This window comes from Isoptericola maris (genome assembly GCF_048065335.1).
GTDB lineage: Bacteria > Actinomycetota > Actinomycetes > Actinomycetales > Cellulomonadaceae > Isoptericola > Isoptericola rhizosphaerae.
In genome coordinates this window covers 156,591-182,605 of sequence record NZ_JBLUNY010000006.1, presented here as the reverse complement: position 1 = coordinate 182,605, position 26,015 = coordinate 156,591, and the positions used below count along the sequence as shown (strand labels likewise).

20 protein-coding genes and 2 tRNA genes are annotated in these 26,015 nt (G+C 74.0%); 12 read left to right on the top strand and 10 right to left on the bottom strand.

The genetic code is table 11. From position 1 onward, the window contains the following. Window positions 1-91 precede the first annotated feature (91 nt). Window positions 92-1,255 (bottom strand): xylose isomerase, encoded by a 1,164-nt coding sequence (xylA, locus tag ACH5HR_RS11020; RefSeq protein WP_402374368.1) that lies wholly within the window; start codon window positions 1,253-1,255, stop codon window positions 92-94. A 92-nt stretch (window positions 1,256-1,347) separates the two neighbouring features. Here xylA and ACH5HR_RS11015 point away from each other — a divergent pair, with 92 nt between their 5' ends. From ACH5HR_RS11015 to ACH5HR_RS11005, 3 genes are all read left to right on the top strand, one after another. Continuing rightward, window positions 1,348-2,583: an ROK family transcriptional regulator gene (locus ACH5HR_RS11015; RefSeq protein ID WP_416477847.1), complete on the top strand. Its 1,236-nt coding sequence runs from the start codon at window positions 1,348-1,350 to the stop codon at window positions 2,581-2,583. Window positions 2,584-2,667: 84 nt separating this feature from the next. Further along, window positions 2,668-2,740, top strand: a tRNA-Arg gene (locus ACH5HR_RS11010). Between the two features lie 52 nt (window positions 2,741-2,792). Next, window positions 2,793-3,311, top strand: coding sequence for a DinB family protein (locus tag ACH5HR_RS11005; protein WP_416477846.1), 519 nt, complete (start codon window positions 2,793-2,795; stop codon window positions 3,309-3,311). 10 nt (window positions 3,312-3,321) lie between these two features. Here the strand turns inward: ACH5HR_RS11005 and ACH5HR_RS11000 are convergent, their stop codons facing one another. Continuing rightward, window positions 3,322-4,512, bottom strand: a complete 1,191-nt coding sequence (locus tag ACH5HR_RS11000) for an MFS transporter (RefSeq protein ID WP_416477906.1) — start codon at window positions 4,510-4,512, stop codon at window positions 3,322-3,324. A 376-nt stretch (window positions 4,513-4,888) separates the two neighbouring features. On the opposite strand from ACH5HR_RS11000, the gene ACH5HR_RS10995 reads away from it, so the two are divergent. Both ACH5HR_RS10995 and ACH5HR_RS10990 read left to right on the top strand, forming a co-directional pair. Then, window positions 4,889-9,148 (top strand): PDDEXK-like endonuclease domain-containing protein, encoded by a 4,260-nt coding sequence (locus ACH5HR_RS10995; protein WP_416477845.1) that lies wholly within the window; start codon window positions 4,889-4,891, stop codon window positions 9,146-9,148. Continuing rightward, the gene (locus ACH5HR_RS10990) at window positions 9,145-9,345 is read left to right on the top strand and encodes a hypothetical protein (protein WP_416477844.1); all 201 of its coding nucleotides are present in this window, start codon (window positions 9,145-9,147) and stop codon (window positions 9,343-9,345) included. The genes ACH5HR_RS10995 and ACH5HR_RS10990 overlap by 4 nt, the downstream gene beginning before the upstream one ends. A 38-nt stretch (window positions 9,346-9,383) precedes the next feature. Here the strand turns inward: ACH5HR_RS10990 and mscL are convergent, their stop codons facing one another. The 3 genes from mscL to ACH5HR_RS10975 form a co-directional block, all read right to left on the bottom strand. Beyond that, on the bottom strand, window positions 9,384-9,779 hold the full coding sequence (mscL, locus tag ACH5HR_RS10985) for a large conductance mechanosensitive channel protein MscL (RefSeq protein ID WP_416477842.1): 396 nt from the start codon (window positions 9,777-9,779) through the stop codon (window positions 9,384-9,386). A gap of 47 nt (window positions 9,780-9,826) precedes the next feature. Next, complete coding sequence (gene cpaB, locus ACH5HR_RS10980) at window positions 9,827-10,477, bottom strand: Flp pilus assembly protein CpaB (protein WP_416477840.1); 651 nt, start codon at window positions 10,475-10,477, stop codon at window positions 9,827-9,829. 93 nt (window positions 10,478-10,570) lie between these two features. Beyond that, the gene (locus tag ACH5HR_RS10975) at window positions 10,571-10,930 is read right to left on the bottom strand and encodes an FmdB family zinc ribbon protein (RefSeq protein ID WP_416477838.1); all 360 of its coding nucleotides are present in this window, start codon (window positions 10,928-10,930) and stop codon (window positions 10,571-10,573) included. 182 nt (window positions 10,931-11,112) lie between these two features. Here ACH5HR_RS10975 and ACH5HR_RS10970 point away from each other — a divergent pair, with 182 nt between their 5' ends. Further along, on the top strand, window positions 11,113-13,662 hold the full coding sequence (locus ACH5HR_RS10970) for a penicillin acylase family protein (RefSeq protein ID WP_416477905.1): 2,550 nt from the start codon (window positions 11,113-11,115) through the stop codon (window positions 13,660-13,662). Between the two features lie 20 nt (window positions 13,663-13,682). Here ACH5HR_RS10970 and ACH5HR_RS10965 read toward each other — a convergent pair whose 3' ends face one another. Continuing rightward, entirely contained in the window at window positions 13,683-14,339 is a 657-nt protein-coding gene (locus ACH5HR_RS10965) for a 5-formyltetrahydrofolate cyclo-ligase (protein WP_416477837.1), read from the bottom strand. Window positions 14,340-14,408: 69 nt separating this feature from the next. Here ACH5HR_RS10965 and ACH5HR_RS10960 point away from each other — a divergent pair, with 69 nt between their 5' ends. From ACH5HR_RS10960 to ACH5HR_RS10950, 3 genes are all read left to right on the top strand, one after another. Next, window positions 14,409-15,044 carry a GNAT family N-acetyltransferase gene (locus tag ACH5HR_RS10960; protein ID WP_416477835.1) on the top strand — a complete coding sequence of 212 codons (636 nt, stop codon included), beginning with the start codon at window positions 14,409-14,411 and terminating at the stop codon, window positions 15,042-15,044. A 70-nt stretch (window positions 15,045-15,114) separates the two neighbouring features. After that, entirely contained in the window at window positions 15,115-16,290 is a 1,176-nt protein-coding gene (locus ACH5HR_RS10955; RefSeq protein ID WP_416477833.1) for a hypothetical protein, read from the top strand. Between the two features lie 104 nt (window positions 16,291-16,394). Then, window positions 16,395-16,467 (top strand) — tRNA-Ala (locus ACH5HR_RS10950). A gap of 13 nt (window positions 16,468-16,480) precedes the next feature. Here ACH5HR_RS10950 and ACH5HR_RS10945 read toward each other — a convergent pair. Both ACH5HR_RS10945 and ACH5HR_RS10940 read right to left on the bottom strand, forming a co-directional pair. Further along, window positions 16,481-18,436, bottom strand: coding sequence for a heavy metal translocating P-type ATPase (locus ACH5HR_RS10945; protein ID WP_416477832.1), 1,956 nt, complete (start codon window positions 18,434-18,436; stop codon window positions 16,481-16,483). Window positions 18,437-18,505: 69 nt separating this feature from the next. Beyond that, window positions 18,506-18,745 (bottom strand): heavy-metal-associated domain-containing protein, encoded by a 240-nt coding sequence (locus ACH5HR_RS10940; RefSeq protein WP_402374394.1) that lies wholly within the window; start codon window positions 18,743-18,745, stop codon window positions 18,506-18,508. A gap of 118 nt (window positions 18,746-18,863) precedes the next feature. On the opposite strand from ACH5HR_RS10940, the gene ACH5HR_RS10935 reads away from it, so the two are divergent. Beyond that, window positions 18,864-19,961 carry a cytochrome P450 gene (locus tag ACH5HR_RS10935; RefSeq protein ID WP_402374396.1) on the top strand — a complete coding sequence of 366 codons (1,098 nt, stop codon included), beginning with the start codon at window positions 18,864-18,866 and terminating at the stop codon, window positions 19,959-19,961. Window positions 19,962-19,998: 37 nt separating this feature from the next. Here the strand turns inward: ACH5HR_RS10935 and ACH5HR_RS10930 are convergent, their stop codons facing one another. After that, window positions 19,999-20,772 carry a Crp/Fnr family transcriptional regulator gene (locus ACH5HR_RS10930; protein WP_402374398.1) on the bottom strand — a complete coding sequence of 258 codons (774 nt, stop codon included), beginning with the start codon at window positions 20,770-20,772 and terminating at the stop codon, window positions 19,999-20,001. Continuing rightward, window positions 20,769-22,823, bottom strand: a complete 2,055-nt coding sequence (locus tag ACH5HR_RS10925; RefSeq protein ID WP_416477829.1) for a heavy metal translocating P-type ATPase — start codon at window positions 22,821-22,823, stop codon at window positions 20,769-20,771. Before ACH5HR_RS10925 ends, ACH5HR_RS10930 begins: the two co-directional genes overlap by 4 nt. 456 nt (window positions 22,824-23,279) lie before the next feature. Between ACH5HR_RS10925 and ACH5HR_RS10920 the strand changes: the two genes are divergently transcribed. Together ACH5HR_RS10920 and ACH5HR_RS10915 are read left to right on the top strand one after the other, a co-directional pair. Then, window positions 23,280-24,251, top strand: coding sequence for a diguanylate cyclase domain-containing protein (locus ACH5HR_RS10920; protein WP_416477827.1), 972 nt, complete (start codon window positions 23,280-23,282; stop codon window positions 24,249-24,251). 99 nt (window positions 24,252-24,350) lie between these two features. Next, window positions 24,351-26,009, top strand: a complete 1,659-nt coding sequence (locus tag ACH5HR_RS10915; RefSeq protein WP_416477826.1) for a hypothetical protein — start codon at window positions 24,351-24,353, stop codon at window positions 26,007-26,009. Window positions 26,010-26,015 lie beyond the last annotated feature (6 nt).

Here is a 26,015-nt window from a genome sequence, read left to right as displayed (position 1 = left end):
GTTGTGGGCGCGATTTCTGGGCCCGGAAGCCCGGCGAACCGGGCATACCGGGCCAGAAATCGCGCCCACAACGACGAAGGTCAGCTGCGACTCAGCCGATGAGGTGCTCCAGCGCGAGCTGGTGCAGCTTCACCAGACCGTAGTCGCGCGCGGCCACGGCGTCGACGTCGATGCCGTCCACCGACTCGTCCGCGAGGAACGCGTCGAAGGACTCGCCCTCACCCAGCGTCGACTGACCCAGCTCGAAGATGCCGGCGTGCTCGAACGCCTGCTGCACGGCAGGGTCCTCGCGGTACGCCTTCGCCTTCGCGGCGAGCATGTCGTAGGTGGCCATGTTGGCCTTGGCCGACTCCCACACGCCGTCGAGGTGCTCGGTGCGGCTCGGCTTGTAGTCGAAGTGCCGCGGGCCCTCGTAGCGCGGGCCGCCGTTCGGGAACCCGTTCTCCAGCAGGTCGACCGTGAAGAACGCCGACAGCAGGTCGCCGTGACCGAACACGAGGTCCTGGTCGTAGCGCGGGCCGTGCTGGCCGTTGAGGTCGATGTGGAACAGCTTGCCGCAGTACAGCGCCAGCGCGAGACCGTGCGTGTAGTTGAGGCCCGCCATCTGCTCGTGCCCGGTCTCCGGGTTGAGCCCCACGATGTCGCCGTTGTCGAGCGTGTTGATCAGCGCGATCGCGTGCCCGATGGTCGGCAGGAAGATGTCGCCGCGGGGCTCGTTCGGCTTCGGCTCGAGACCGATCTTGAGGTCGTAGCCCTTGGACTTGATGTAGGCGGCGACGGTGTCGATGCCCTCGGCGTAACGGGCGTGCGCGGCGGCGAGGTCCTTCGAGTTGTCGTACTCGGTGCCCTCGCGGCCGCCCCACATGACGAACGTGGAGGCGCCCATCTCCGCGGCGTTGTCGACGCTGCGCAGCACCTTCTTCAGACCGAAACGGCGCACGTCGCGGTTGTTCGAGGTGAACGCGCCGTCCTTGAAGATCGGGTGCGAGAACGTGTTGGTCGTGACCATCTCGCAGACCAGGCCCGACTCCTGGGAGGCCTTCTTCACGGCGTCGAGGCCCGCCTGACGGTCGGCCTCGGAGGCGCCGAACGGGAACACGTCGTTGTCGTGGTACGTGAAGCCCCAGGCGCCGAGGTCGGCCAGCTTGCGGATCGACTCGGCCGGGTCCAGCTCGGGGCGGGTCGCGGTGCCGAAGGGGTCGTTCGCGGGCCAGCCCACGGTCCACAGGCCGAACGAGTACTTGATGTCGCTCACGGGTTCTCCTCGTCGAGTCGGGTGCCGGGCGACGCCGCGGCAGTTTTGTTGTACGGATGAACTATTGCCGGTACCTGGGCTACAGTCAAGGCGTGACCGCCGAGCCGACGACGACGCAGCGCACCACCGGTGCACCCCCGGGTGGCGGGAGCAGCGCCTCGCGGCAGCACACGCTGCGCGAACGCAACCTCCGTCTCGTGGCGAGGGCCATCTACGACGCCGCCGCCGGACCTCCGGACGCCGTACCACCGTCCCGCGCCGACGTCGCCGCCGCCACCGGGCTGACCCGTGCCACCGTCTCGACGCTCGTCGACCACCTGGTGGCCGCCCGCCTCGTCGCCGAGCTGCCGCCCGCCGCCGCCCAGCGCGCCGGCCGTCCCGCCGTGCCGCTCGTGCCCGCCGCTCGCACCGTCGTCGGCCTCGGGCTCGAGGTGAACGTCGACCATCTGGGCGTGCGCGCCCTCGACCTCTCCGGACAGACCGTCGCCGACGCCGTCGAGCAGGGCACGTTCCACGACTCCGAACCGGCGACCCTGCTCGGCCGGCTCGGCGCGCTCGCCGCCGGCGTCGTCGACGCCGTCGAGGGCGAGGGCATGCGCGTCGCCGGGGCCCGGCTCGCGCTGCCCGGCCTCGTCGACGCCCGCACCGGCGAGCTCGAGGTCGCACCCAACCTCGGGTGGTCGTCGCTCGACCCCGTGCCGCTGCTGGGGCTCGGCGACCTGCCCGTGCGGGTCGCCAACGAGGCCAAGCTCGCCGCGCTCGCCGAGCTCGCCGGCGAGGTCCCCGACTCCTTCCTCTACGTCTCCGGCGACGTCGGCATCGGCGCCGGCATCGTCGTCGACCGCGGCCTGTTCCTCGCCGAACGCGGCTGGAACGGCGAGGTGGGCCACGTCGTCGTCGACCCCGCCGGCCCGCGCTGCACCTGCGGGGCGCGCGGCTGCCTCGAGCAGTACGCGGGCAAGGAGGCCGTGCTGCGCGCCGCCGGGCTGCCGGTCGACGCCCCGCTCGACACGCTGGTCGCCGCCCTCGAGGCGGACGACGACGGCGCACGCGACGCGCTGCACCGTGCCGGCCGGGCGCTGGGCTCGGCGCTCGCCGACTTCGTGAACCTCACCGGCGTGTCCACCGTGGTGCTCGGCGGCGTGTACGCCGAGCTGGAGCCGTGGCTGCACGACGACGTCACCGCGGTGCTGCGGGAGCGGGTGCTGGCCGCGCCCTTCGCGGAGCCCGACGTCCGGGCCGCCCGGGCCGGTCAGCACGCCGCGCTGTCCGGGGGAGCGCGCGAGGTGCTGCGAGAGGTCGTGGCCGACCCGGCCGCGTGGGGCTGATTCCGCGGTGCGCGGGCTCGGGCGCTAGGCTGTGGGCGTCGTCGGGGCCCGGTCCTGACGACGTCGCCGCCCTCGTGGCGGCGAGCGCCCGTAGCTCAGGGGATAGAGCACGGCTCTCCTAAAGCCGGTGTCGCGCGTTCGAATCGCGCCGGGCGCACCCTGGCAGTGCGACGTCGTTCGGCAGGACGTCGCCGCCGTACGCTGCACGCATGCCGCTCTCCGCCGTCGAGCCCCGGCTCGACTCCTCGGACCCGAAGGCCCACTTCGTCGCCTACCTCGACTACTACCGCGACGCCGTCGAGCGGAAGCTCCACGGCATGACCGACGCCGCGCTGCGCACCAGCAGGCTGCCGTCGGGCTGGACGCCGTTGGAGCTGCTGATCCACCTGGTCCACATGGAGCGCCGCTGGTTCGTGTGGGGCTTCCTCGCCGAGCACGCCCCCGACCCGTGGGGCGACCACGCCGACGGCGACCCGCACGGGCGGTGGGTGGTGCCCGACGGCGTCACACGCGACGCGCTGGTCGCCGCGCTGCACGCCGGTGCCGAGCGGACCGGAGCGGTGCTGGCCGATCACGACCTCGCCGAGCGTGGCGCCGTCGGCGGCCGGTTCGAGGCCGACCCGCCCACGCTGGCGTGGATCTGCTTCCACGTGCTGCAGGAGTACGCGCGCCACGCGGGGCACCTCGATGTCGCTCGAGAGCTGTCGGACGGCGCGACGGGCGAGTAGCCCGCCGAGGTCAGCCGGCTTCGGCGTGGGCGATGTGGTCGAGCTGGCGCCACACCAGCGCGAGCGTCACCCCGGCACCGACGAACGCGAACCAGAACGGCGCCGTGATGCCCCACAGGTCGGTGAGCACCCCGCCGAGGGCGTTGCCGACCACGATCCCGCCGAACAGCCCGATGAGGTACACCGACCCGACCCGCCCCTGGTACTCGGTCGGCACCGCACGCTGGCGCACGGTGTTCGACACCGTCCCCCACACGAAGGTGTAGGCGCCGAACACGAAAACGGTCGCCATCGCGACCCAGGCGGACGTCGTCAGCGCGAGCACGAGGTGGAACGCGACCTCCATCGCCAGGACCGTCTTCATGAGGGTCGCGAGCGAGAACCGTCGCTCCAGCCGGCCGTAGAGCAGCGTCCCGAGCACCCCGCCGACGCCGGTGGCGGTGGTCAGCAGGCCGTACCCGACCGGTCCCATCTGCAGCCGGTCGAGCGAGTACAGCACCAGGACGCCCCACGGGGCGGCCCACGTCGCGTTGAACGTGAAGATGACGAGCGCGAGCGTCCGCACCGGGGGGTGGGTCCACAGCCAGCGCAGCCCGTCGAGGATCTCTCGGCGCGCCGGGGCGGGGCTCTCGGCACGCGGCACCGCCGGCAGGGTGATGCGGCTGATGAGCACGATGGCGAGCAGCACGCACACGACCTGCACGAGGAACGGCCATGCCATACCGAGGGCGAACAGGAACGCCCCGATCGGCGGCCCGGCGAGCTGGTTGCCGGTGAGGAACCCGGCTTGGAGCCGCGCGTTGCCGGTCCCGAGGTCCCGCTTGTCCACCAGCATGGGCAGCAGCGTCTGGGAGGTGGTGTCGGCGAACACCTCGGCGACACCCATGAGAAGCATCGCGGTGAGCACCACGACGATGTGCGCGGCACCGGTCGCGATCGTGAGGCACAGCACGGCGACGATGACGGCGCGCAGCGCGTTGGCGACGATGACGATCCGGCGCCTGTCGACCCGGTCGGCCAGGGCGCCCGCCCACAACCCGAAGAGCAGCCACGGCAGCCGCTGCAGCATCGCGGCCAGCGCGACGAGCGTCGCGGAGTCCGTCTGCGACGCCACGAGGAGCGGGCCGGCGGCCAGCGCGATGCCGTCGCCGATGTTGCTGGTCCAGCTCGACGCGAGCATCCACCGGAACGGGACCCCCATCCGGGCGGGGACGGCGGCCTCGAGTGCTCTCCTCACCGCAGGAGCGTAGGCGGAGGCGGCTCGTCGCTGCCACCTTTTTGCGAGGTGCGTCGCCCGACGTCACCGCAGGTGGGAGCGATCCCGCGAATGTGTCGGCTGAACGGCTCCGGAGTATTGACTGGTCAGACGCGCGGGGGGCAGACTGCCTGGTGGCAGCGCGCATCGCCCGCCCCCTGCGCGGTGCGCGCTGTCCTCGACCGGCTTCCGGTCGGACGCCTCCTCGGACCCCCCGCCGAGGGGGCGTCGACAGTTTCACTCCCTGGGGTTTCCCGGACGATCCCGGTCGCCCCGGCGTGCCCGGCGCCGTCGGCCCCGCGAGCCGGTCTACCGTGCTGGCGTGAGAGTCCTCCGCCGATCCACAGCCGCGGCCGCGGCCGAGCCCTCGGTCGAGCCGCAGGACGACAGTGCCCGCCGGCGGCCCGGGCGCGCGAACGCCCGCGGACGCACCGACGCGCGTGCCCCTGACGGTGGAGCCGACGACGGCGTCGCTCCCGCCGACGACGGCACGCCCGGTCCGCGCCCGGGTCCTTCCGCCCCGAACGGCCCCACGACGACGACCCCCCTCGTCGAGGCGGTCCGCCGGTGGCGTGCCGGGCTGGCCGAGATGGTCGGCGGGTCCACGCTCACCGACGTCGGGATGCTGGGCGAGGCGGTGGTCGACCTGTCCGCCGCGCACCCGTCGGGCGTCGCACAGCTCTTCGCCGGCCGGTCCACCCGGTTGTCCAACCTGGTGCGCGAGCCGGGCACCTTCCCCACGGCGCGGCGCCACGCGCGTGCCGTCGTCGTGCGCTCCGCGGAGCACGCCGCGCAGTACGGGCTGGCGCCGACCTCGCTGGCTATCGGTGTGGCGTCCTGGACCGAGCCGGTCGAGGAGGGCGAGTCCGCGGACGATCGCCATCGCGACCTCACCGCGCTCGCCGAGGTGGCCAGCGGTGCGAGCGCGACCTCGCCGGTACCGGCGGGGACGGACTCCGCCGGGTCGCCCGACGACGTCGCCACCGTCGCGTCCCCGGCGGATGCCGCCCGCGCCGCGCGGGGCGACGTGGCGGTCGCCGACGGCGCGACCGCCGACACGACGCCCGCGGTGACGACGTCGATCCCCGTGGTGAGCGTCGCGCGCCGGCAGAGCCGCCCGGCTCGTCGCCCGACCCCGCCCGACGAGGTCACGCCGGGCACACGGACGGTCCACGTGCCCATCCTGCTGCGCCCGGTGACGCTGGCGCCCCGGGGTGACGGCGAGACCGACTACGATCTGACGCTGGGGCCGACGGCGGAGATCAACCCGGTCCTGGCGCGCACCCTGCGTGCCCGCGGCGTCCAGGACGATCTCGGCGCGCTCGCGCAGGCGTCCTTCACGGCGGCCGGGTTCGACCCCGACGACGTCCTCGACCGGGTCGCCGCGCTCGGGGCCGAGCACCTCGCCGACTTCCGCTGGGAGCAGCGCGTCCTGGTCGGCACCTTCGTCCATCCGGGTCAGGCGCTGGTCGACGACCTCGACGAGGTCTCCCCGGCGCTGGGCCGGCACGAGCTGGTCGCGGCGCTCGCGGGAGCGGACCAGGCGATCGCGCGCGTCTCCACCGCCGAGCTGCCCGCGCCCCGCCGTGGTGACGCGGACCCGGCACGCGAGCGCGGCGTGGGCGACCTGGACCCCTACCAGCGTCACGTCGTGGACGCGCTGGGCACGGGGCAGCACTTCTTCGTGGACGCGCCGCTCGGGTCCGACGTCGCGGGGACGGTCGCCGCGGTGGTCACGGAGGCGGCCGCCGCCGGACGCTCGGTGCTGTACGTGACGGGTCACCGCCGCGCCGCCGACCGGCTGGCGCAGCGCCTGGAAGAGCTGGGGCTCGAGGGCCTCTCGTTGGACGTCACGCCGCGCCAGACCTGGCGCGAGGACATGGCGGAGCGCCTCCTCGCCGCGATGGCGACGGAGCCGGAGGCCGTCGACGCCTCGGCAGCGGCGCAGGTGCGCGACGCCCTGATCGGTGCGCGGTCGCAGCTCACGGGCTACATCGACGCCCTGCACGCCCGCCGCGAGCCGTGGGCGGTGTCCGCGTACGACGCGCTGCAGGAGCTGGCGCGCCTCACCTCGGAGCGGCCCGCGCCGTCGACGTCGGTGCGGCTGGACGCCCGCACGGCGGTTGCCCTGGACGGTGACGCCCGACGGCGGGTCGCGGGCGAGCTGGAGCGTGCGGCCGCGCTGGGCGCGTTCACGCTGCGGCCGTCCTCGACGGCGTGGTTCGGCGCCCACCTGACGACGATGGACGAGGCGCGCGACGCCCTGGCGCGCGTGCGGCGGCTCAAGGAGGCGACGCTGCCGCAGCTCCGCCGTCAGATCGCGTACACCGGCGAGGTGACGGGCCTGGAGGCGCCGACCACGATCAACGCGTGGGGTACGCAGCTCGCGATGCTCGCGGGCATGCGCAGCACGCTCGACGTGTTCCACCCGATGGTGTTCGAGCGCACCGCGACGGACCTGGTGCAGGCGACGGCGACGCGTCGGTGGCGCAGCGAGCACGGCGTGGAGATGGGCTGGTTCACGCGCCGGCGGCTGCGCAAGCGCGCGCGGGACATGGTCCGTCCGGGTGTCCGGGTGCCGAACCTCCACTCGGCGCTCATCGAGGTGGCCGAGCAGCGCGACGTCTGGGCCGAGCACTCGCCGCGCGGCGGGTGGCCGACGCTTCCCGAGGGGCTGGCCACCATCGAGGACACGTACGAGGCGGTGCGCATCGACCTCGTCGCCCTCGAGCCGGTGCTGGGACCGACGGTGCACGGTGCGCAGCTGCTCGACCTGGACCTCGACGCGCTCGCGGAGCGGCTGCACCAGCTCGCCCTGGACCCCCAGGCGCTGGAGACGCTGCCCGAGCGCACGAACCTGCTCCGCCGAGCCCGCGAGGCAGGTCTCGGCGAGCTGATCGACGACCTGACCTCGCGCCGCGTCGACGCCGACCAGGTGGCCGCCGAGCTGGACCTCGCGTGGTGGACCAGCGTGTTCGAGCAGATCCTCGGTGGCGACCCGACCCTCGCGGGCCAGGACGGCGCCGGGCTCGACGCGCTGGCGCGCCGCTTCCGAGACCTGGACGCCCGGCACCTCGCCGCTCTCTCGCAGCCGGCCAGGGTGGCCGCCCGCGCGCACCTGGGTGCGGCGATGCGGGAGGACCGCGCCGGGTCCGAGGCGCTGTTCGCCGAGCTCATCGAGGGCCGGATGGCGTCGCTGCGCGAGCTCGTCGAGAGGTACGGCGACGTGGCCCGGCGGTTGCGGCCCGTGGTCCTGGCGACCCCCACGCTGGTGCCTCACCTGCTGCCCACCCACCGCACGGTCGACCTCGTGGTGCTCGACGCGGTCCAGCACGTGCCGATCGAGGTCGTCGTCACCTGCCTGGCTCGTGGCCGGCAGGTGGTCGTCGTCGGTGACCCGCGCACGGCGTCGGGCACCAGCGTGCGCGAGCTGTCCCAGCTGCTGCCCACGGTGACGCTGCAGCCGCGGGAGAACCGCCGCGACCCCGAGCTGACCCGCCTGCTGGCGGCCCACGGATACGAGGGTCTGCTGCGGCCGGCTCCGCTGCCGCGGCCGGAGGCGCTCGTCCAGCTCGACGTCGTCGACGGCACGGGGATGCCCGACCCGACGTCCGGGTCCGTCGAGAGCACACGAGCCGAGGTGGACCGCGTCGTCGAGGTGTCCATCGAGCATGCGCTGACCCGCCCCGAGGAGACGCTCGGGATCGTCACGGTGACGGCCGCGCACGCGGACCGCATCCGCGACGCGCTGCTGGCAGAGGTGCGCGCCAACCCTGCGCTGGCCCCGTTCTTCTCCGGGCGACGTGCCGAGCCCGTCGTCGTCGCCGACATCACCGGCGTGGCCGGGCTCTCGCGCGACACGATCCTGCTCTCGCTCGGCTTCGGCCGGACGCCGCACGGCCGTGTGCTGCACCGGTTCGGCGTCCTCGGGGACGACGGCGGAGCGGCGATGCTGCTCGGTGCGCTCGGCGCGACACGCCGTCGCCTGCACGTGGTGTCCTGCTTCCCGGCCGAGGCTCTCGACCCCGACCGTCTGCGTGGCGCCGGGCCGGGGCTGCTGCGGGACGTCCTCGAGCTCGCCGAGCGACGCTCGGGCGTGGCGGACCAGGTGGAGCTCGGCAACGGGATCGACGCGGGCCGCGTCCCGGACAGGCTCCTCATGGACCTGGGCGAGCGGCTGTGGCGGCTGGGGTACCTCGTCGAGACGGACTACGGCACCGGCGACGGTGACCGGATCCCGCTCGTGGTGGGCCATCCCGACCTGCCGGGCGAGCTGCTCGTGGCGGTGCTGACCGACGACGCGCAGTACGTGGCCGAGCCGTCCGTGCGGGTGCGGGACCGGCAGCTGGCCCAGCGGCTCGAAGGGCTCGGCTGGACCGTCGCGCAGGTGTGGTCCGCGGCGGCGTTCCTGGACCCGGAGGGCGAGGCGGACCGCGTGCGACGGCTGGTGCAGCAGGTCCGCGACGAGCGGGTCGGCACCCCCGGTGGCGTGCCGGTCCCGCCCGAGGTCGTGGTGCCCGTGATGGCCGACGACGAGCCTGACGAGGTCGTCAAGGATCCCCGGGAGACAATGGGGGAGTGACGTCCTCCGAAGAACCTCCCACCGCGGACAGCGCCGGCACGCCGGACGCACCTGCCACCGGTCGGCGTCGTGGCCCGCGGCGTGCGGTGCGGCGGGGCGCCGAGCGCGAGACCGTCTGGGGCGTCACCGCCGACGACGAGGGCGGTCACGAGTCCAACGACGACCGCCTGCGCCGGGACGTGCCACCGCACTGGTGACGCGCCCCGGCGGGCCGACCCGGACCGGGCGGGCGGTGTCAGGGCCGGCGGGCCTGCTCGGCGAGCAGGTCGCGGATCTCGGTGAGCAGAGCGAGGTCCGCCTCGGGCTCCTCGGCGACCTCGTCGTCGACCCGGCGGCGACGCTCGGCGTAGGTGTTCATCGGCAGCACGACGAAGAAGTACAGGGCCGCTGCCACGATGAGGAAGTTCAGCACCGCCTGCAGGAAGAGGCCGATGCTGAACGCCGCTCCGTTGAGCTCGAAGGTCCCGACCCCGGAGATGTCCGGCTGGCCGAAGATCGCCGCGATGAGCGGGTTGAGGATCCCGTCCATCAGCCCGGTGATCACCAGGGCGAACGCGCCACCGATGACGATGCCGACGGCGAGGTCGACCACGTTGCCCCGCATGATGAACGTCTTGAAACCAGCCAGCATGTTCCCGTCCTCTCGAGAAGGGGAGCGCGTGTCGCCCCTGCCGTGTCTCAGGGTACGAGCACGGCGGCGATCGTGCCCCACGTCGCGCCAGCGGAGACGTCGGCGGCCTCGTCCGGGTCGACGGCCACGAGGGTCACGGCGGAGTCCTGGCCGGCGGGTGCGGCCGAGCCGAGCAGACCGCCCGTGCTGGCCGCGCCGTCGTCGGCCGGGAGCCCTGGCAGGACGAGCGCACGCCGGGCGAGGCGGTCGGCGTCGTCGTCGGTGGAGAGCAGGTCGACGCGGTCGCCGGGGCGCAGCCACGTGGCCTCGGTGAGCCGGACGCCGACGACGACGGTGCCGTCGGGCGCCCGCTCGGCCATCCCGCCCCCGGCGACCAGGTCGGCGTGCACCGGGACGCCCGCGGCGAGGGTGACGGCAGGGGAGCGGCCGACGGCGTCGGCCGGGTCGGTCAGCAGCCCGTCCGGCGCGAGCTCGGCCGCCACCGTCAGCGTGGTGAGGTCGCCCGCGCGCAGGGTGGTGCCCGCCGGCAGCGCGCGGGCAGCGACGACCACCTCGCGGGTGGCCGGGGGCTCGGGCCGCATCGCGTGGACGGTCACGCCGGCGGCCAGGCCGCAGCACAGGGCGGCGACGACGAACCGGCTGCGCCAGGCGACCGTCCGCGCGTGGCGGGCCAGGCGGGACGTGGTGGAGGGCTCCATGCCGGGCACGCTAGGGCGCGCGGCGCGGCCGGTGCGGTCGCCGTCGTGCGCCGGTGGACCGCCTCCACCTGGGGGTGGCCTCGGGTGCCCGCGTCAGGCGGAGGCGGCCTTGGACGCGCCCGAGGAGCCCGACCCCGAAGAACCCGACGAGCCCGAGGACCCCGACGAGCCGGAGCCCGACGAGCCCGAGGTCGAGGAGCCCTTGTCGGAGCCGCCGGACTTCTTGTCGGACGAGCCGGAGGTGCCGGACGACGAGCCGCCCGAGCTCTTCGACCCGTTGCGCGAGTCGGTCCGGTAGAAGCCGGAACCCTTGAAGGTCACGCCCACCGAGCCGTACTGCTTGCGCAGCCGCCCGGAGCACTCCGGGCAGACCGTCAGCGAGTCGTCGGTGAACGCCTGGTGGATGTCGAAGGCGTGGCCGCAGTCGGCGCACCGGTAGGCGTAGGTGGGCACGGGTTCTCCTCGTCGGGCTGGCACTCAGATGATGCGAGTGCCAATCATACGCGGACGGTAGTCTCGCCTGCGTGTCAGCGAGCGACCTCCCCTCAGCGAACGAACCCGACGAGACCCGACCGCCCGAGGACGCAGGCGAGGAAGAGCCCGTCCCCGGGCCCCGCTCCCGCCTGCGGCGAGGAGTGGTGGGGATCGCGGTGGTCGTGGCGCTCGCCCTCGTCGCGACCGTGACCTTCACCGTCGTCACGGTCCGCAAGCCGCTGCCGGAGACCTCCGGGACGCAGAACGTGCCCGGGCTCGCCGGCGAGGTCACGGTGCACCGCGACGAGCAGGGCGTGCCGCAGGTGTACGCATCGACCGCGGAGGACCTCTTCGCCGCGCAGGGGTACCTGCACGCCCAGGACCGGTTCTTCGAGATGGACTACCGCCGGCACGTGACGTCGGGGCGGCTCGCCGAGCTCGTCGGCGACGTCCCCACCGCGATCGACGCGGACAAGGTCATCCGCACCTTCGGCTGGCGCGAGGTGGCCGAGGAGGAGTGGAACCTCATCTCCCCGGAGTCGCGCGGCTACCTGCAGGCGTACGCGCAGGGCGTCAACGCCTACCTCGCCGACCGCAGCACGGACGAGATCGCCCTCGAGTACACCGTGCTCGGTGCCACGGTCGACGTCGCGACACCCGCGCCCTGGGACCCGGTCGACTCCCTCGCCTGGCTCAAGGCGATGGCCTGGGACCTGCGCGGCAACTACGACGACGAGCTCGACCGGGCGCTCGCGTACGGCGCGCTGGAGGACGTCGAGCTCGTGGACGAGCTCTTCCCGAGCTTCGTCGAGGGCGGTAACACCCCGATCCTGGCGGAGAGCGACCTCGTCGAGGACGACGGGCGCAAGGGCTCGCGCACCGCGCCGGCGGACGTCGCCTGGCGCGGCGACGCGCTCGGCGGCGCCGTCTCGTCGGCCGCTGCAGCGCTCGACGCCGTACCCGTCCTCGTCGGTACCGGCGACGGCGCCGGGTCGAACTCCTGGGTGGTCTCCGGTGACCTCACCGCCTCCGGCTTGCCGATCCTCGCCAACGACCCGCACCTCGCGCTGGACGTGCCGAGCCTGTGGTCCCAGGTGGGCCTGCACTGCGAGCAGGTCTCGGCGGACTGCCCGTTCGACGTGTCGGGGTTCTCGTTCGCGGGATTCCCGGGCGTGATCATCGGGCACAACGCCGAGCTCGCCTGGGGACTGACGAACATGGGCGCCGACGTGACGGACTTCTTCGTCGAACGCGTGCGCGACGACACGTGGCTGCGCGACGCGGACGCCGAGGAATGGGTGCCCATGGAGTCGCGCACCGAGACGATCCGTGTCGCGGGAGCGGACCCGATCGAGCTGGAGGTGCGCTCGACCGACCACGGTCCGGTGGTGTCCTCGGTGCTCGACGTGGGCGCCGTCGTCGGCTCCCCGACCGAGGTGGGCACCGACTTCGGCGAGTACGCGGTCTCGCTGGCCTGGACCGCCCTCGAGCCGGGCCGGACGGCGGACGCCATCTTCGCGATGGCCGCCGCGGCCGACGCCGAGGACGTCCAGGAGGCGGCCGCGATGTTCGACGTGCCCGCCCAGAACATCGTGTTCGCCACGACCGACGGGCACATCGGCTACCAGGCGCCGGGCCGCATCCCGGAGCGGAAGCGGGTCTCCGGACCGGTGCCGGCCGACGGCACCTGGCCGCGACCCGGCTGGGACCCCCGGTACGACTGGCGCGGCTGGGTCGACGCGGAGGAGATGCCGCGGTCGCTGGATCCCGAGGAGGGGTTCATCGTCGCGGCCAACCAGGCGGTGCTGCCCCACGGCGTCGGACCGGACCTGTCGAAGGACTGGGACCACGGCTTCCGCTCCGAGCGCATCCGCGAGCTGATCACGCAGCAGGTCGCGGCCGGGCGGCCTTTCTCGGTCGAGGACATGAACAACCTGCAGAACGACGACTGGTCGCCGTTCGCCGCAGCGCTGGTGCCCGCCCTGCTCGACGTCGAGATCGACGACCCGTACGACGCGGACGGCCAGCAGCTGCTCGCCGGCTGGGACTACACGACGGAGACGGACTCGTCGGCCGCCGCCTACTTCAACGCGGTGTGGCGCAACCTGCTGCGCACCACCTTCTGGGACGACGTCCCGGAGGGCATGCGGCCGACCGGCGGGTCGCGGTGGCTCGTCGTGGTGCGCGACATGCTCGAGCGGCCGGAGCACCCGTTCTGGGACGACCGCTCGACCGTCAACGTGGTCGAGACCCGCGACGAGGCCCTCACCCAGGCGCTGGTGACCGCGCGGGGCGACCTCACCGTCGAGCTGTCCAAGGACGCGACGGACTGGCGGTGGGGCGCGCTGCACACGCTGGCGCTGGAGCACCCGGTGATCGGCGGGGAGTCGGTGCCCGCCCTGGTGCGCGACTACGTCAACCCGCGACCGGTCGAGATGGCCGGCGGCAGCTCGATCGTCAACGCCACCGCGTGGGACGCCTCGACGGGCAGCTTCCGGGTGACCACCGGCCCGTCCATGCGGATGGTCGTGGACCTGGGCGACCTGGACGCCTCGACGTGGGTGACGGTGACCGGCACGTCAGGCCACCCGGCGTCGTCCCACTACACCGACCAGCTCTCGGCGTGGGCCGACGGCGAGACGTTCCCGTGGCCGTTCAGCCGCGCAGCCGTCGAGGAGGCGGCGAAGGACACCGCGACCCTCGTGCCCTGAGGTCCTGCCGCTCCCGGTGACTACGCCGCCGGGAGCGGCAGCCAGCCGTCCGGGGTCACGACGGCGTGCACGGCCACGTCGTGCTCCAGGACCGGCAGCGGTCGCTCGGCAGCGTCGTAGAGCTCCTCCGGGAAGACCAGCGCGATGGACCGCACACCAGGACGCACCTGCTTCAGCACGCGGTCGTACCAGCCGCCGCCCTGCCCGAGCCGGGTGCCGCTCGTGTCGACGGCCAGCGCGGGGGCGATGACGACGTCGGCCTGCGTGATGGCCTCCGCGCCGAGACTGGGCCCGCCCGGCTCCGGCGGCCGGCCCGGGGCCCGTTCGCGGAGGTCGTCCGGACCGGTGTAGTCCGCCCAGTCGCGGGCGAGGCCCGCGCCGAGCACCGGGAGCAGCACCCGTGCGCCGCGCGCGGCGAGGCGCTCCAGCAGCGGCAGGGTGGAGGGCTCCGTGGGACGGGGGGAGTAGGCGACGACGACGGACGCCTCCTGCACGGCGGGGACGTCGGCGACGACCTCGGCGAGCGCCCTCGCCGCCTGGTCACGCAGCCGTTGAGAGCGTTCCGAGCGGTGGTGGCGGATCGCGCGCCGCAGCTCGTCCTTGGCATCTTCGGGTTCCATCCCCGCGACGACCGGGTACGGCTGATGCGCTGTCGAGGCCTTGAGGTCGCCGTGCATGTCCTTATTGTGGCAGGGTCCGGTGCCACGGGGACCCGGCGCGCCGGGTAGGTGGACGAGGGAACCGGGATGAACGATGCGAAGAGGTGGGCGGTGACCAGGCCCTGGCCGGTCACGCTCCGTGAGGACACGCCGTCGGGCGCCGTGGTGCTGCGGCCCCTGCGACGCCGCGACGGCGGCGAGTGGATGCGGCTGCGTCAGCTCAACGCGTCGTGGCTCCGGGCCTGGGAGGCCACCTCGCCGGGGGAACGGCCCGAGGCGACGTCGTTCGGCGACTACGTGCGCGCACTGAGCGCGCAGGCCCGGGCGGGCACCACCCTGCCGTTCGTGGTCGAGCTGGACGGTGCGCTGGTCGGCCAGCTCACCGTGTCCTCCATCCAGTACGGCTCCCTGTGCTCGGCGAGCATCGGGTACTGGGTGGCGCGCGAGTATGCGGGCCGCGGCATCATCCCGACCTCGGTGGCGATGGCGACCGACTACTGCTTCCTGGTGCTGGGTCTGCACCGCGTCGAGATCAACATCCGCCCGGAGAACGCGGCGAGCCTGCGCGTCGTGGAGAAGCTCGGGTTCCGGGACGAGGGAGTGCGGGAGCGTTACCTGCACATCCAGGGAGACTGGCGCGACCACCGGACCTTCGCGCTCACGACCGAGGAGGTTCCCGGCGGTCTCCTGGCGCGGTGGCAGCAGGCGCGCGACGGCGCCTGAACGGGTCAGGTCGCGGACACGCCGCCCGTCGGTGCGGCACGGCCCGCCCCGCCTCGCCTAACGTCGGCGTGTGGAGACGTCGCCGGCAGGACTCGCAGCCCTCGCGCTGTTCGTGCTGTGGCTGGGCTTCTGGGTCCCGCAGCGGTTGCGTCACCGTCAGCAGCTCGCCGACGCGCAGATCGACGACCGGTTCTCCGGCGGGCTGCGCGTCCTGGCCGTGGCGGACGGAGACGTCGCGGGCCGGTCTCGGCCGGAACGACGACGGAAGGAGCGTGCGATGCGAATGGACCGTGACGAGCTCGCGCCGGTGACCGGCAGCGTGCCGCTCGTGGGCGCACGGACCGCCGGGCTGCCGTCGGGCGCCACGCCGCGGGTGCGGACCCAGCGGCTGGCCGTGCTGGAGCGGCGGGCGGCACGCGCGCGCCGACGCCTGGTGGTGACGCTGGGGTTCGTGCTCGCCACCGCCGGCGCGTGGACCGCCGTCGGGCTCGGTCACCTGCCGTGGTGGGGCGCGGTCGTGCCCTCGGCGGCGCTCGCCCTCGTCCTCCTGCTCGGCCGGGTCGCCGTGCTCGCGGCGCGGCGCTCGGACGCGCGGTGGCGTGCCGAGCGGCGGGCGGAGCAGCAGCGCGCGACGCAGCAGCGGACCCTCGCGCACGGTGGTCCGTACGCCCCGCGCAACCGCGCACGGGTCACGGGCCGCGCGGTGCACCCCTCGGACACCAGCACGCGGATGATCCCGCGCGTGCAGCCCGCGGCGCGGCCCCAGACCGCGCCGGACCGCTCCGCGGAGGACATCGGCACCCCGGCCGGACGCCGGGCGACGTCGCGGGAGCCGACGGCCTCCGCGAGCGTGCGGCACTCCGGCGACGGCGCGAGCGAGGCCGACGACTCGGAGCGTGTGCCGGCGGCGCCCCGCACGGCACGCCCCGAACCGGTCGGCGGCGAGCCCTGGGAGCCGGTGCCCGTCCCGCTGCCCACGTACGTGACCAAGCCCGTCGCGCCGCGTCGCGAGCAGGCCACGACCGTGCCGACGCACGAGACGCGCGTCGAGCCATCCGAACCGGTGCGCGAGAGCGCCCCGGTCGCTGCCTCGGCGGCGTCGGCGGCATCCGCCCCGACAGCCCCGGCCGGTGCGGCGCGTGACGCGCACGACGCCTCGCTGACCACGGAGGAGCCGCGCCCGCGGACCGAGACGCTCGGGCTGCCGCTGGAGCAGATCCTGGCGCGGCGTCGGGCCGCGGGCTGAGGTGCCCGCGGCCCTGCCGTCGGTGCGATGCACGTCACGGCGACGACCAGCGGTTCGATTTGGTCAGGAGCCGTGGCGGGGTGCTAATCTGGCTACCGCTCCACGGGGCTATGGCGCAGTTGGTAGCGCGTCTCGTTCGCAATGAGAAGGTCGGGGGTTCGAATCCCCCTAGCTCCACGTCGATGATGTCTCAGGACGTCGGCACGGCCCGGTCCCACGAATCGTGGGTCCGGGCCTTTGTCGTGGGTGGGCGCTGCCCGTCGCGGCGGACGGCCGACGTGACCTGACGGCGGCGCAGCAGGCGCATGGCGTTGACGATGACGACCAGGACCGAGATCTCGTGGACGAGCATCCCGACGGCCATGGTCACCCCGCCGGCGAAGACGCCGGCCAGCAGCAGCGCGACGGTGGCCAGAGCGATGGTGATGTTCTGGCGCATCGTGGTCACGGTGCGACGGGCCAGCGTGACGGCCTCGGGCAGCTTGAGCAGGTCGTCGCCCATGAGGGCGATGTCGGCGGTCTCCACCGCCACGGCCGAGCCGGCCGCACCCATCGCCACCCCGATGTCCGCCACGGCGAGGGCGGGGGCGTCGTTGACGCCGTCGCCGACCATCGCCACCACGTGGCCACGGGCCTGCAGGTCGCGGACCGCGTCCAGCTTGTCCTCGGGCAGCAGGCCGGCACGGACCTCGTCGACGCCGGTGGCCGCGCCGACGGCCTCGGCGACCGACGGTGCGTCACCGGTGAGCATGACGACGGACCGCACGCCGGCCTCGTGCAGGTGGCGGACCATCGACGCGGCGTCGGTCCGGACCTGGTCGGCCACGCCGATCACTCCGGCCACGGCGTCGTCCACCGCGACGATCATGGCCGTCGTTCCGGCGGCGGCCAGCTCGTCGGCGACCTGGGCGGCGCCGACGGTGTCGGCGACGCCGTGCTGCTCCAGCAGTGCGAGGTTCCCGACGAGGACGCGGTGCCCGCCGGTCGTGGCCGCGATGCCCTTGCCGGGCACCGGCTCGGTGGACTCGGGCAGCCCGGGCGCTCTGACGCCCTCAGCAGCGGCAGCCTCCAGGACGGGTCGGGCGAGCGGGTGCTCGGAGCCGGCCTCGGCGGCAGCGGCCCACGCCAGCACCTGGCTGCGGTCCAGGGCCGGGTCCAGCACGACGACGTCGGTCAGCTGCGGGCGGCCCTCGGTCAGGGTGCCGGTCTTGTCCACCGCGACGGCCGTGATCCTGGCCGAGCTCTCCAGGTACTCCCCGCCCTTGATGAGGATGCCGTCCTTGGCCGCCCGGCCGATGCCGGCGACGACGGAGACGGGGATGGAGATGACCAGCGCGCCGGGGCAGCCGATGACCAGCAGCGTCAGCGCCAGGACGACGTCACCGGTGACGAGGCCGGCCAGCAGGGCCAGAGCCATGATGCCGGGGGTGTACCAGGTGGCGAAGCGGTCCGTGAGCTGTGCGGTCCGGGCCTTGGCGTCCTGAGCCTCCTCCACGCGGTGGACGATGCGGGCCAGCGTGGTGTCCGCGCCGATCCCGGTGGCGCGGACCTGGAGGAACCCGCCGCGCGAGACGGTGCCGGCGAAGACGCGGTCCCCGGCGGTCTTCTCCACGGGGATGGACTCGCCGGTGATGGAGGCCTCGTCGAGGGCGCCGGTCCCGTCGACGACCTCGCCGTCGACCGGGACCTTGGCGCCGTTCTTGACCAGGACCGTCTCACCGACGGCGACAGCACCGGCGGGCACCTCGACCTGGTGGCCGTCACGCAGGACGACGGCGACGTCGGGGGCGACGGCGACCAGCTCGGCCAGCGCCGAACGGGTCTTGTTCATCGTGCGTGCCTCGAGGGCGTGCCCGACGGCGAAGAGGAAGGTGACCGCGGCGGCTTCCCAGTGCTCCCCGATGATGACCGCGCCGATCGCGGCCACGGAGACGAGCAGGTCGATGCTGATGCTTCGCACCATCAGCGCCCGCACGGCCTTGATGACGATGGGGGTGCCCGCGACGACGGCGGCGGCCACCATGAAGAGGTCGCCGACCGCGTCCGAGCCCAGTACGCGGGCGACGAGGAACGACGCCAGGATCAGTACCCCGGAGACCGTGGGCACCGCCCACGGGCCGTGCCGCCACTGCTGCAGTCTGTTCATCGTGCACTTCCCTTCACCGCCGGCCCCGGTTCCCCGGGGCTCGGCGAGGTCTCTTGCGTACGGGGCGGGTCAGAAGGCTGCCGGGCGGGCGACGTACCCTGCCCTGGCGACGGCAGCGACGAGGTCGTCCACGGACGCACTGACCGGGTCGTGGTCCACCTCGATGCGGGCCGAGGCGAACTGGACCCGGACCGAGCGGACGCCGTCCAGTCGGCCGACCTGCTTCTCGATCTTGCCCACGCAGGAGGGGCAGGAGAATCCCTCGGCGCGCAGGACGGTGCGGGTGGTGGCGGGAGCGGTGCTGCTCATCGTCGGTGTTCCTTCCGTGCGATGTGTCTTCCCCTTCTGCGAGGGGCTGTGACTGTGACGTTACGAGCGGCCGCCGCGGCGGACCATGACGGGCATCAATCAACCGCACAATGGGTTCATGACTGAGCATCTGCCGGCCGCTGAGCCGACCTTCGCCGCGTCCGTCGACAGCGGCGCCTGCACGCTGTTCTCGCACGCCGACGTCGTCGCGGCGGCACGCGACCACGAGACGTTCTCCAACGCGGTGTCCCGCCACCTGCAGGTGCCCAACGGGCTCGACGGCGCCACGCACTCGGCGTTCCGCGCCGTCGTCGACCGCTACTTCACCCCGGAGCGGATGGCGGAGCTGGAGCCCGTGGTGCACCAGGTGGCGGCAGACCTGACGGCCGAGCTCGAGGTTCCCGGTCCGATCGACGCCGTGGAGACGGGCGCCCGGTTCGCCGTGCGGGCACAGAGCGCCTGGCTGGGCTGGCCCGCGGACCTGGAGGAGGACCTCCTGCGGTGGATGGCGGACAACCGGGCCGCGACCCGTTCGCGGGACGCTTCGCGCACCGCGGAGGTGGCCGCGCGGTTCGACGCCATCATCCGGTCCCTGACCGACACCCGCCGGGAGGCCGGTGACCGTGCCCCCGACGACGTGACCACCGACCTGGTGCGGGACCGTGTCGACGGCCGAGAGCTCACCGATGACGAGATCGTCTCGATCCTGCGGAACTGGACGGGCGGCGACCTGGGATCCATGGCGTTGTGCGTGGGCGTGGTGCTCGCCTACCTCGCCGACCACCCCGACGTGCAGGACCGGGTGCGCTCGGGCGTCTCCGACCGAGAGCTCGACGCGATCCTCGACGAGATCCTGCGGATCGACGACCCGTTCGTCGCGAACCGTCGCATCACCACGGAGCCGGTCACGGTGGCGGGACGGGTGCTCGCCGCGGGCGAACGTGTCGTGCTGCACTGGACCTCCGCGAACCGCGACCCGCAGGTGTTCGGCGACCCGGACGCGTTCGACCCGGAGGGCAACGCGCCGGACAACGTCGTCTGGGGCGTCGGGAAGCACGTGTGCCCAGGACGCCCGCTCGCGACCCTCGAGCTGCGGATCCTGACCCGCGCGGTGCTGCACGCGACCACGGCGGTCGAGCCCGACCCGGACCGGGCCCGGGAACGCTCGCTGCCACCCCTGGGCGGGTTCGCCGCCGTCCCGTTGCGCCTGCGGTGAGCGACGCCCGTGGGCGCCGTCACGGGCCTGCGTCGGGTCAGTCGCTCAGGGCGGCGAGGCGGTCCGGGTCCAGGACGGCGGTCCAGCGGCGCCCGGAGTCGATGACGCCGTCCTTGCGCAGCCGGCTCATCACGCGCGAGACGGACTCGGGGGTGGAGCCGGTCATCCCGGCCAGGTCGGCGCGGGAGAGCGGCAGCTGGATGAGCGTGCCGCCCCCGGCGCGGCCCTGACCGAACTTCTCGGCCAGCCGCAGCAGGGTGGCGGCCACCCGCTGGGTGACGGTGGCGGTGGACTGCGCGGTGACGTCGGAGCGGGCCCGGGACAGCAGCGCGGCCGTGTCGTCCAGGACGCGCAGGGCCACCCGGGGATGCTCGGTCAGGACGCGGCGGAACGCGTCGGTGCCGATGCGCAGCGCGCAGGTGGTCTCCATCGCCCGGACGGTCTCGCTGTGGGTGGGCTGGCCCAGGGTGTGCAGGGCGCCGAAGAGGTCCCCGGGGCCGAGGATGTCGACGACGACGTCCTGACCGGTCGATGCCGTGCGCACGGCCTTGGCGCGTCCGGTGGCCATGACGTAGAGATGCTCGGCGGGCTCCCCCGCGGTGTAGAGCGGGTCGTCCTCGGCCCAGGCCAGGGACACCATGTGCCTGTCGATCCCGAGGAGCTCGTCGGGCGAGAGACCCTCGAAGAGCGGGACCTGGCCGAGGACCTTCCGGCGCACGGACGCAGAGCAGTGGTGGGGCTGGGCACAGGTGGTCCGCAGCGGCACCCGGCGCCGCGTCGTCGAGCGGTCGGGCGTCGGGCTTCCGGTCACGACGTCACCTCCCCGGGGCGCAGATCGAGCCGGCGCAGCAGCTGGGCGTTGAGGGCGACCACGACCGTCGAGAGCGACATGAGGGCCGCCCCGACGGACATCGGCAGCACGAACCCGATCGGAGCGAGCACGCCGGCGGCCAACGGTACGGAGACGAGGTTGTACCCGGCAGCCCACCACAGGTTCTGCTTCATCTTGCGATAGCTCGCACGGGACAGCTCGATCACCGAGAGCACCGACCTGGGGTCGTCGCTGGCCAGGACGACCCCGGCGGACGCGATCGCGACGTCGGTCCCCGCGCCGATCGCGATCCCGACGTCGGCCTGCGCGAGCGCCGGGGCGTCGTTGACCCCGTCACCGACCATCGCGACCCTGCGTCCCTCCTCCTGCAGCCGGCGCACCTTCGCGGACTTGTCCTCCGGCCGGACACCGGCGAAGTACCGGTCGATGCCGAGCTCGTCCGCGACCGTCGCGGCCACGGCCTCGGCGTCGCCGGTGATCATGACGACCTGCACGCCCTGGGCGTGCAGCGCGTCGACGGCCTCGCGGGACTCGGGACGGACCTCGTCGGCGAGCGCGAGGGCACCGGCCACGCGGCCGTCCACCAGCACGTGGAGGATGGTCGCGCCGTCCGCGCGCCACCGGTCGGCGGCTGCCAGCTCGCTCGCGTCGTGCTGCACGAGCAGGTGGGGGCCACCCACCGCGACCGTCCGCCCCTGGACGGTGGCGCTGACGCCCACGGCCGGGGAGGACGTGAAGTCGGCGGCGCCGGAGACCTGCAGACCGCGGGCCCGTGCCGCCTGCACGATCGCGCGCGCCAGCGGGTGCTCGGAGTCGGACTCGGCAGCGGCCGCCAGCGCCAGGAGGGTGTCGCCGTCGTCGGCGGGGTGGACCTTGGTGACGGTCGGCTGCCCCTTGGTGAGCGTGCCGGTCTTGTCGAACAGCACGGAGGTGACGGTGCGCATGCTCTCCAGGGCGAGCCGGTCCTTGACCAGCACGCCACCCCGCGCCGCACGCTCGGTCGCGATGGAGACCACCAGCGGGATGGCGAGGCCGAGCGCGTGGGGGCAGGCGATGACGAGCACCGTGATCGCGCGGACGACGGCGGCGTCCGGCATCCCGGCGATCGACCAGACCGTCGCGGTGATCACGGCGGCGCCCAGCGCGAACCAGAACAGCCACCCGGCGGCCCGGTCCGCCAGTCGCTGCGCCCGGGAGCTGGAGCTCTGCGCGTCGCTGACCAGGCGCTGGATGCCGGCCAGGGCGGTGTCCTGGCCCACGGCGGTGACCTGGACGCGTACCCCGGAGTCGGTCGCGACGGTGCCGGCGACCACCGGGTCCCCGTCACCGCGACGCACCGGGCGGGACTCCCCGGTGATCATGGACTCGTCCATGCTGGCCGAGCCCTGCACGACGTGGCCGTCAGCAGGGACCCGACCGCCCGGCCGTACGACCACGACGTCGCCGACGCGCAGGTCGGACGGCGGCACGGTGACCACGTCCTCGCCCTCGACACGCTCTGCCTCGTCGGGCAGCAGCGCAGCCAGCGAGTCCAGTGCCGACGTCGTCTGGGCGAGGGACCGCATCTCGATCCAGTGGCCGAGCAGCATGACCACGATCAGCAGCGCCAGCTCCCACCAGAAGTCGAGCCGATGGTCCAGCAGCCCCAGGCTCGCGCCCCAGGACGCGAGGAACGCGACGGTGATCGCCAGCCCGATGAGCAGCATCATCCCGGGCTTGCGGGCCCGGAGCTCCGAGACCGCGCCGGTCAGGAAGGGTCGCCCGCCCCACGCGTACATCACCGTGCCGAGCACCGGGGACACCCAGGCCGTTCCCGGGCCGTCCGGCAGCGTGTAGCCGAGGATCGTCGCGAACATCCCGGAGAGCCCGACCACCGGCACCGCCAGCACGAGCATGATCCAGAGCAGACGTCGGTACTGGCCGACGTGGTCGCCGTGGCCTCCGTGGTCGCCGTGCGCAGTGTGGCCGTCGGCGTGCATGGCGTGCTCGTCCGACCCGCCGTGCCGGTCGTGCTGATGGTCGTGGCTCATGGTGGCCACCTTTCGCCCGGTGAGGCGGGCGAGCAAGTGGGGCGGCTCGGTGCGGTGCGCCGGTGCGCCGCGTCGACGACGCACCGGCGACGACAAGGACGCCCCGCCGGACCGCATGGGGGGCAGATCCGGCGGGGCGCCTCGTCGCAAAGTATCGGGGCCGGCTCAGGTGTCCCGCGGGGCAACCTCAGGAATTCGTCAAGGTCGCCGGCGGGCAGATGTTCGACACCCCGCCGGGTGGAGACGGGGGATATCACCCGGCGGGGCGTCTGCTGCCAAGCTATCCACGGAGTCTCAGCGTCACCTCGAGGGTGCCTCAGGGAGTGCTCAAGATCTGGGGCAGGAACGGTGGGTGCGGTGATCCGGCGGGTGAACGCCGTGAACGCCGGCTGAACAGCGTCGGTCGATATCGCTGCGGTGCCGCACGGCGGGCGGCGGGTGCGCCATGGTGGCCCCGTGCATGACGAGATCACCGAGGTGGCCCGGCACCGGCAGGTGCGGGGCGGCACCCGACTCGCAGGAGTGGCGTCCGACCTGGCCCGCCCCGTGGACGTGGTCAGCTCCACCATGCCCGTGGGCCAGCTGGAGGTGATGTTCCGCAACCCTGACGTGAGCTCCGTCGTCGTCACTGACGACGCCGCGGGTCGAGCCGGGATCATCATGCGGGCCGGTCTCACGGCCGCGCTGACGGGGCGGCTCGGCTACGGGCGCGCCGTGCTCGAGCGCAAACCGACGTCCGCCGTCACCGACTGGTCGCCCATGGTGGTGCACCCGCAGGACCCGGTGTCCTCCGTGGCCACCCGGGCGATGGAGCGGACGGACGCGCACCGCTACGACGACGTGCTGGTGGCCACCGACCGGTGGCTCAGCGCCGGGACGGCCGACCTGATGCGCGCTCTCGTCGCGGCGCTGGCCGAGCGGTCGACGCACGACCCGCAGACCCGGCTGCCCACCCGGGCAGCCACCTGGCACTCCTTGGCGCGCCGGTGCGAGCTGGTGCACGGCACCGGGACCCGGGTGGTGCTGGTGCTGCTGGACGTCCACGGCATGACGCGCCTGAACGCCCGGCACGGCTACACGACGGGCGACACGGTGCTCGTCGAGCTCGCCGACCGGCTCGTCGGCGGCCTGCCGCGCGGCTGCGAGGCCGGTCGGGTGGACGGCGACCGCTTCGCCGTCCTCGCGACGCTGCCACCGATGGACGACATCCAGGCCGCCGCCTCGGCGGACCACCTGCGCCGCCACGTGCTGGCCAACCTGACCGAGCCGTCCGGCGCCGTCGACGTCCTGGTGTGGCCGGAGCTGCGTTCGTCCGTCGTCTGGTCGGTGGCCGGTGCCGCGGTCGCGGACGAGCTCGTCCGCGAGGCGGAGGCGCGGCTCAGCCGGGCCTCAGGGCAGGCGGCGCCGCCGCTGCGACAGGCCGTCTGACCGAACCGGCTGGTCCGGGGCATCGACCTCACGTCCGGAATGCGCGAGGATAGGCCCGTGCGTGTACGGAACGCCCGATTCGTCCTTCCTCTCGTCTGCGTGGCCGCGCTCGTCGTCGGCTGCGGCGCCGACGACCCACCTCCCGACCCTGCTGAGGTCCCGGCGGGGCAGGCCGTCGTCTCCGCACCGACGGCCCACACCCTGCTGCTCGGTGCCGCGGACCCGGCCGAGCTCGCGCTGACCACCAGCCAGCAGATCTTCGAGCGCTCCCCGGTGGCGGTCGTCGCCGAGGCTCACGACGTCGACGACGGCGCAGCGGACGACGGCGCAGCGGACGACGGCGCCGCGGTGCGGGCGGCGCAGGCCTCGGCCGCGGAGGCGCTCGGTGCTCCCGCCCTGCTCGTCGGGGGTGCGGTCTCCGCCCAGGGTGTCGCGGACGAGCTGGGCCGCCTGGGTGCGCAGGTCGCCGTGGTGGTGAGCGCCGAGCCGCCCGGCGCGGGTGCGCCCCTCGGCGCGGGAGGCGCCGGAGAGTCCGGCGGGCCCGACGACGCGACCGACGACACCTGGTCCGACGAGGGCACCGCGGTGGGCGCCGAGCTCAGCGAGGCCGAGCAGGCGGCCGCGACGGCGGACGTCGACGTCGTGCACCTGCGGGTCAGCGGGCTGCCGGATGCCGGCGAGGACGAGCCCGGTGCGTTGAGCGCGGCCGAGGTGGCGAGCCTGCAGGACGACGTCGGCGCGGCGCTCGCGGACGGTGCGTCACCCGAGCCGCAGGACCCTGCCGAGGTGCGGCTGCGTGAGGTGCTCGCGCTCACGGACCCGCAGCCCGGCCAGGAGGCGGCGATCGCGACCCTGCGCGCGGCCGGGGCCGTGGACCATGCGGTGCCGGGTGGCGACATCGCCGCCTCGCCCGAGTCGATCACGGAGATCGACCTGGCACAGGCGCTCGCCGTGGTCGGCGTGGGGCCGACGTTCGGCGGCGCCGCGGAGTTTGCCTGGCGGGTCGAGGCGGCCGAGCGGGGTGACCTGCTGCCGACGGGGACGCAGCAGCTGCTCCCGGCGCGCTACGTGACCACGGTGGCAGAGCCGTCGGAGGACCCGGCGGCGGTGACCGCACGGGCGGCGGCCGCGGCCGAGGCGTACGCGGGTCTGGGCGACGGTCCGGTGGTGCCGACCGTCGTCGTGCAGGCCGGTGCGGCGGCGGGGCGGCCCGCCGAGGAGCGCGTCGCCGAGCTCGAGCCGGTGGTCGACGCGGCCCGGGACGCGGGGCAGTACGTGCTGCTCGACGTCGCGGCGGGGGACTCGGCGCTGCTGGAGGAGGTGGAGCCGCTCGAGGAGCTGCTCTCGAGCCCGGGGGTCGGCGTGGCGCTGCACCCGGAGGATCGCGTCTCCGACGGCGTGCTGCCGTCCCAGCAGGTGTCGGTGGAGGAGGTGCAGGCCGTGATCGCCTATATTGAAGGGGTGGTTACTAACCGCGGTCTGCCGCCGACGACGGTGCTCGTGCACCAGACGCGACCGGAGTCCGTCGTCGACCGTGAACGCCTCGCCGACGTGGCTGCCGGCACGGAGGCGGTGGAGATCGTCCTCGCCGCGGACCGGACCGGTGGGCCGACCACCGGCGAGTGGGTGTGGAACCGCGTGTCCGACAACGTCCCCGACGGGGTGCACACCGGCTGGGCGGGACCGACCTACCTCCCCGCCCAGGGCGCCGACCTCGTCCCCACGGACCCGGCGCCGCTGTTCGTCGCCGGGCCCTGAGCAGGA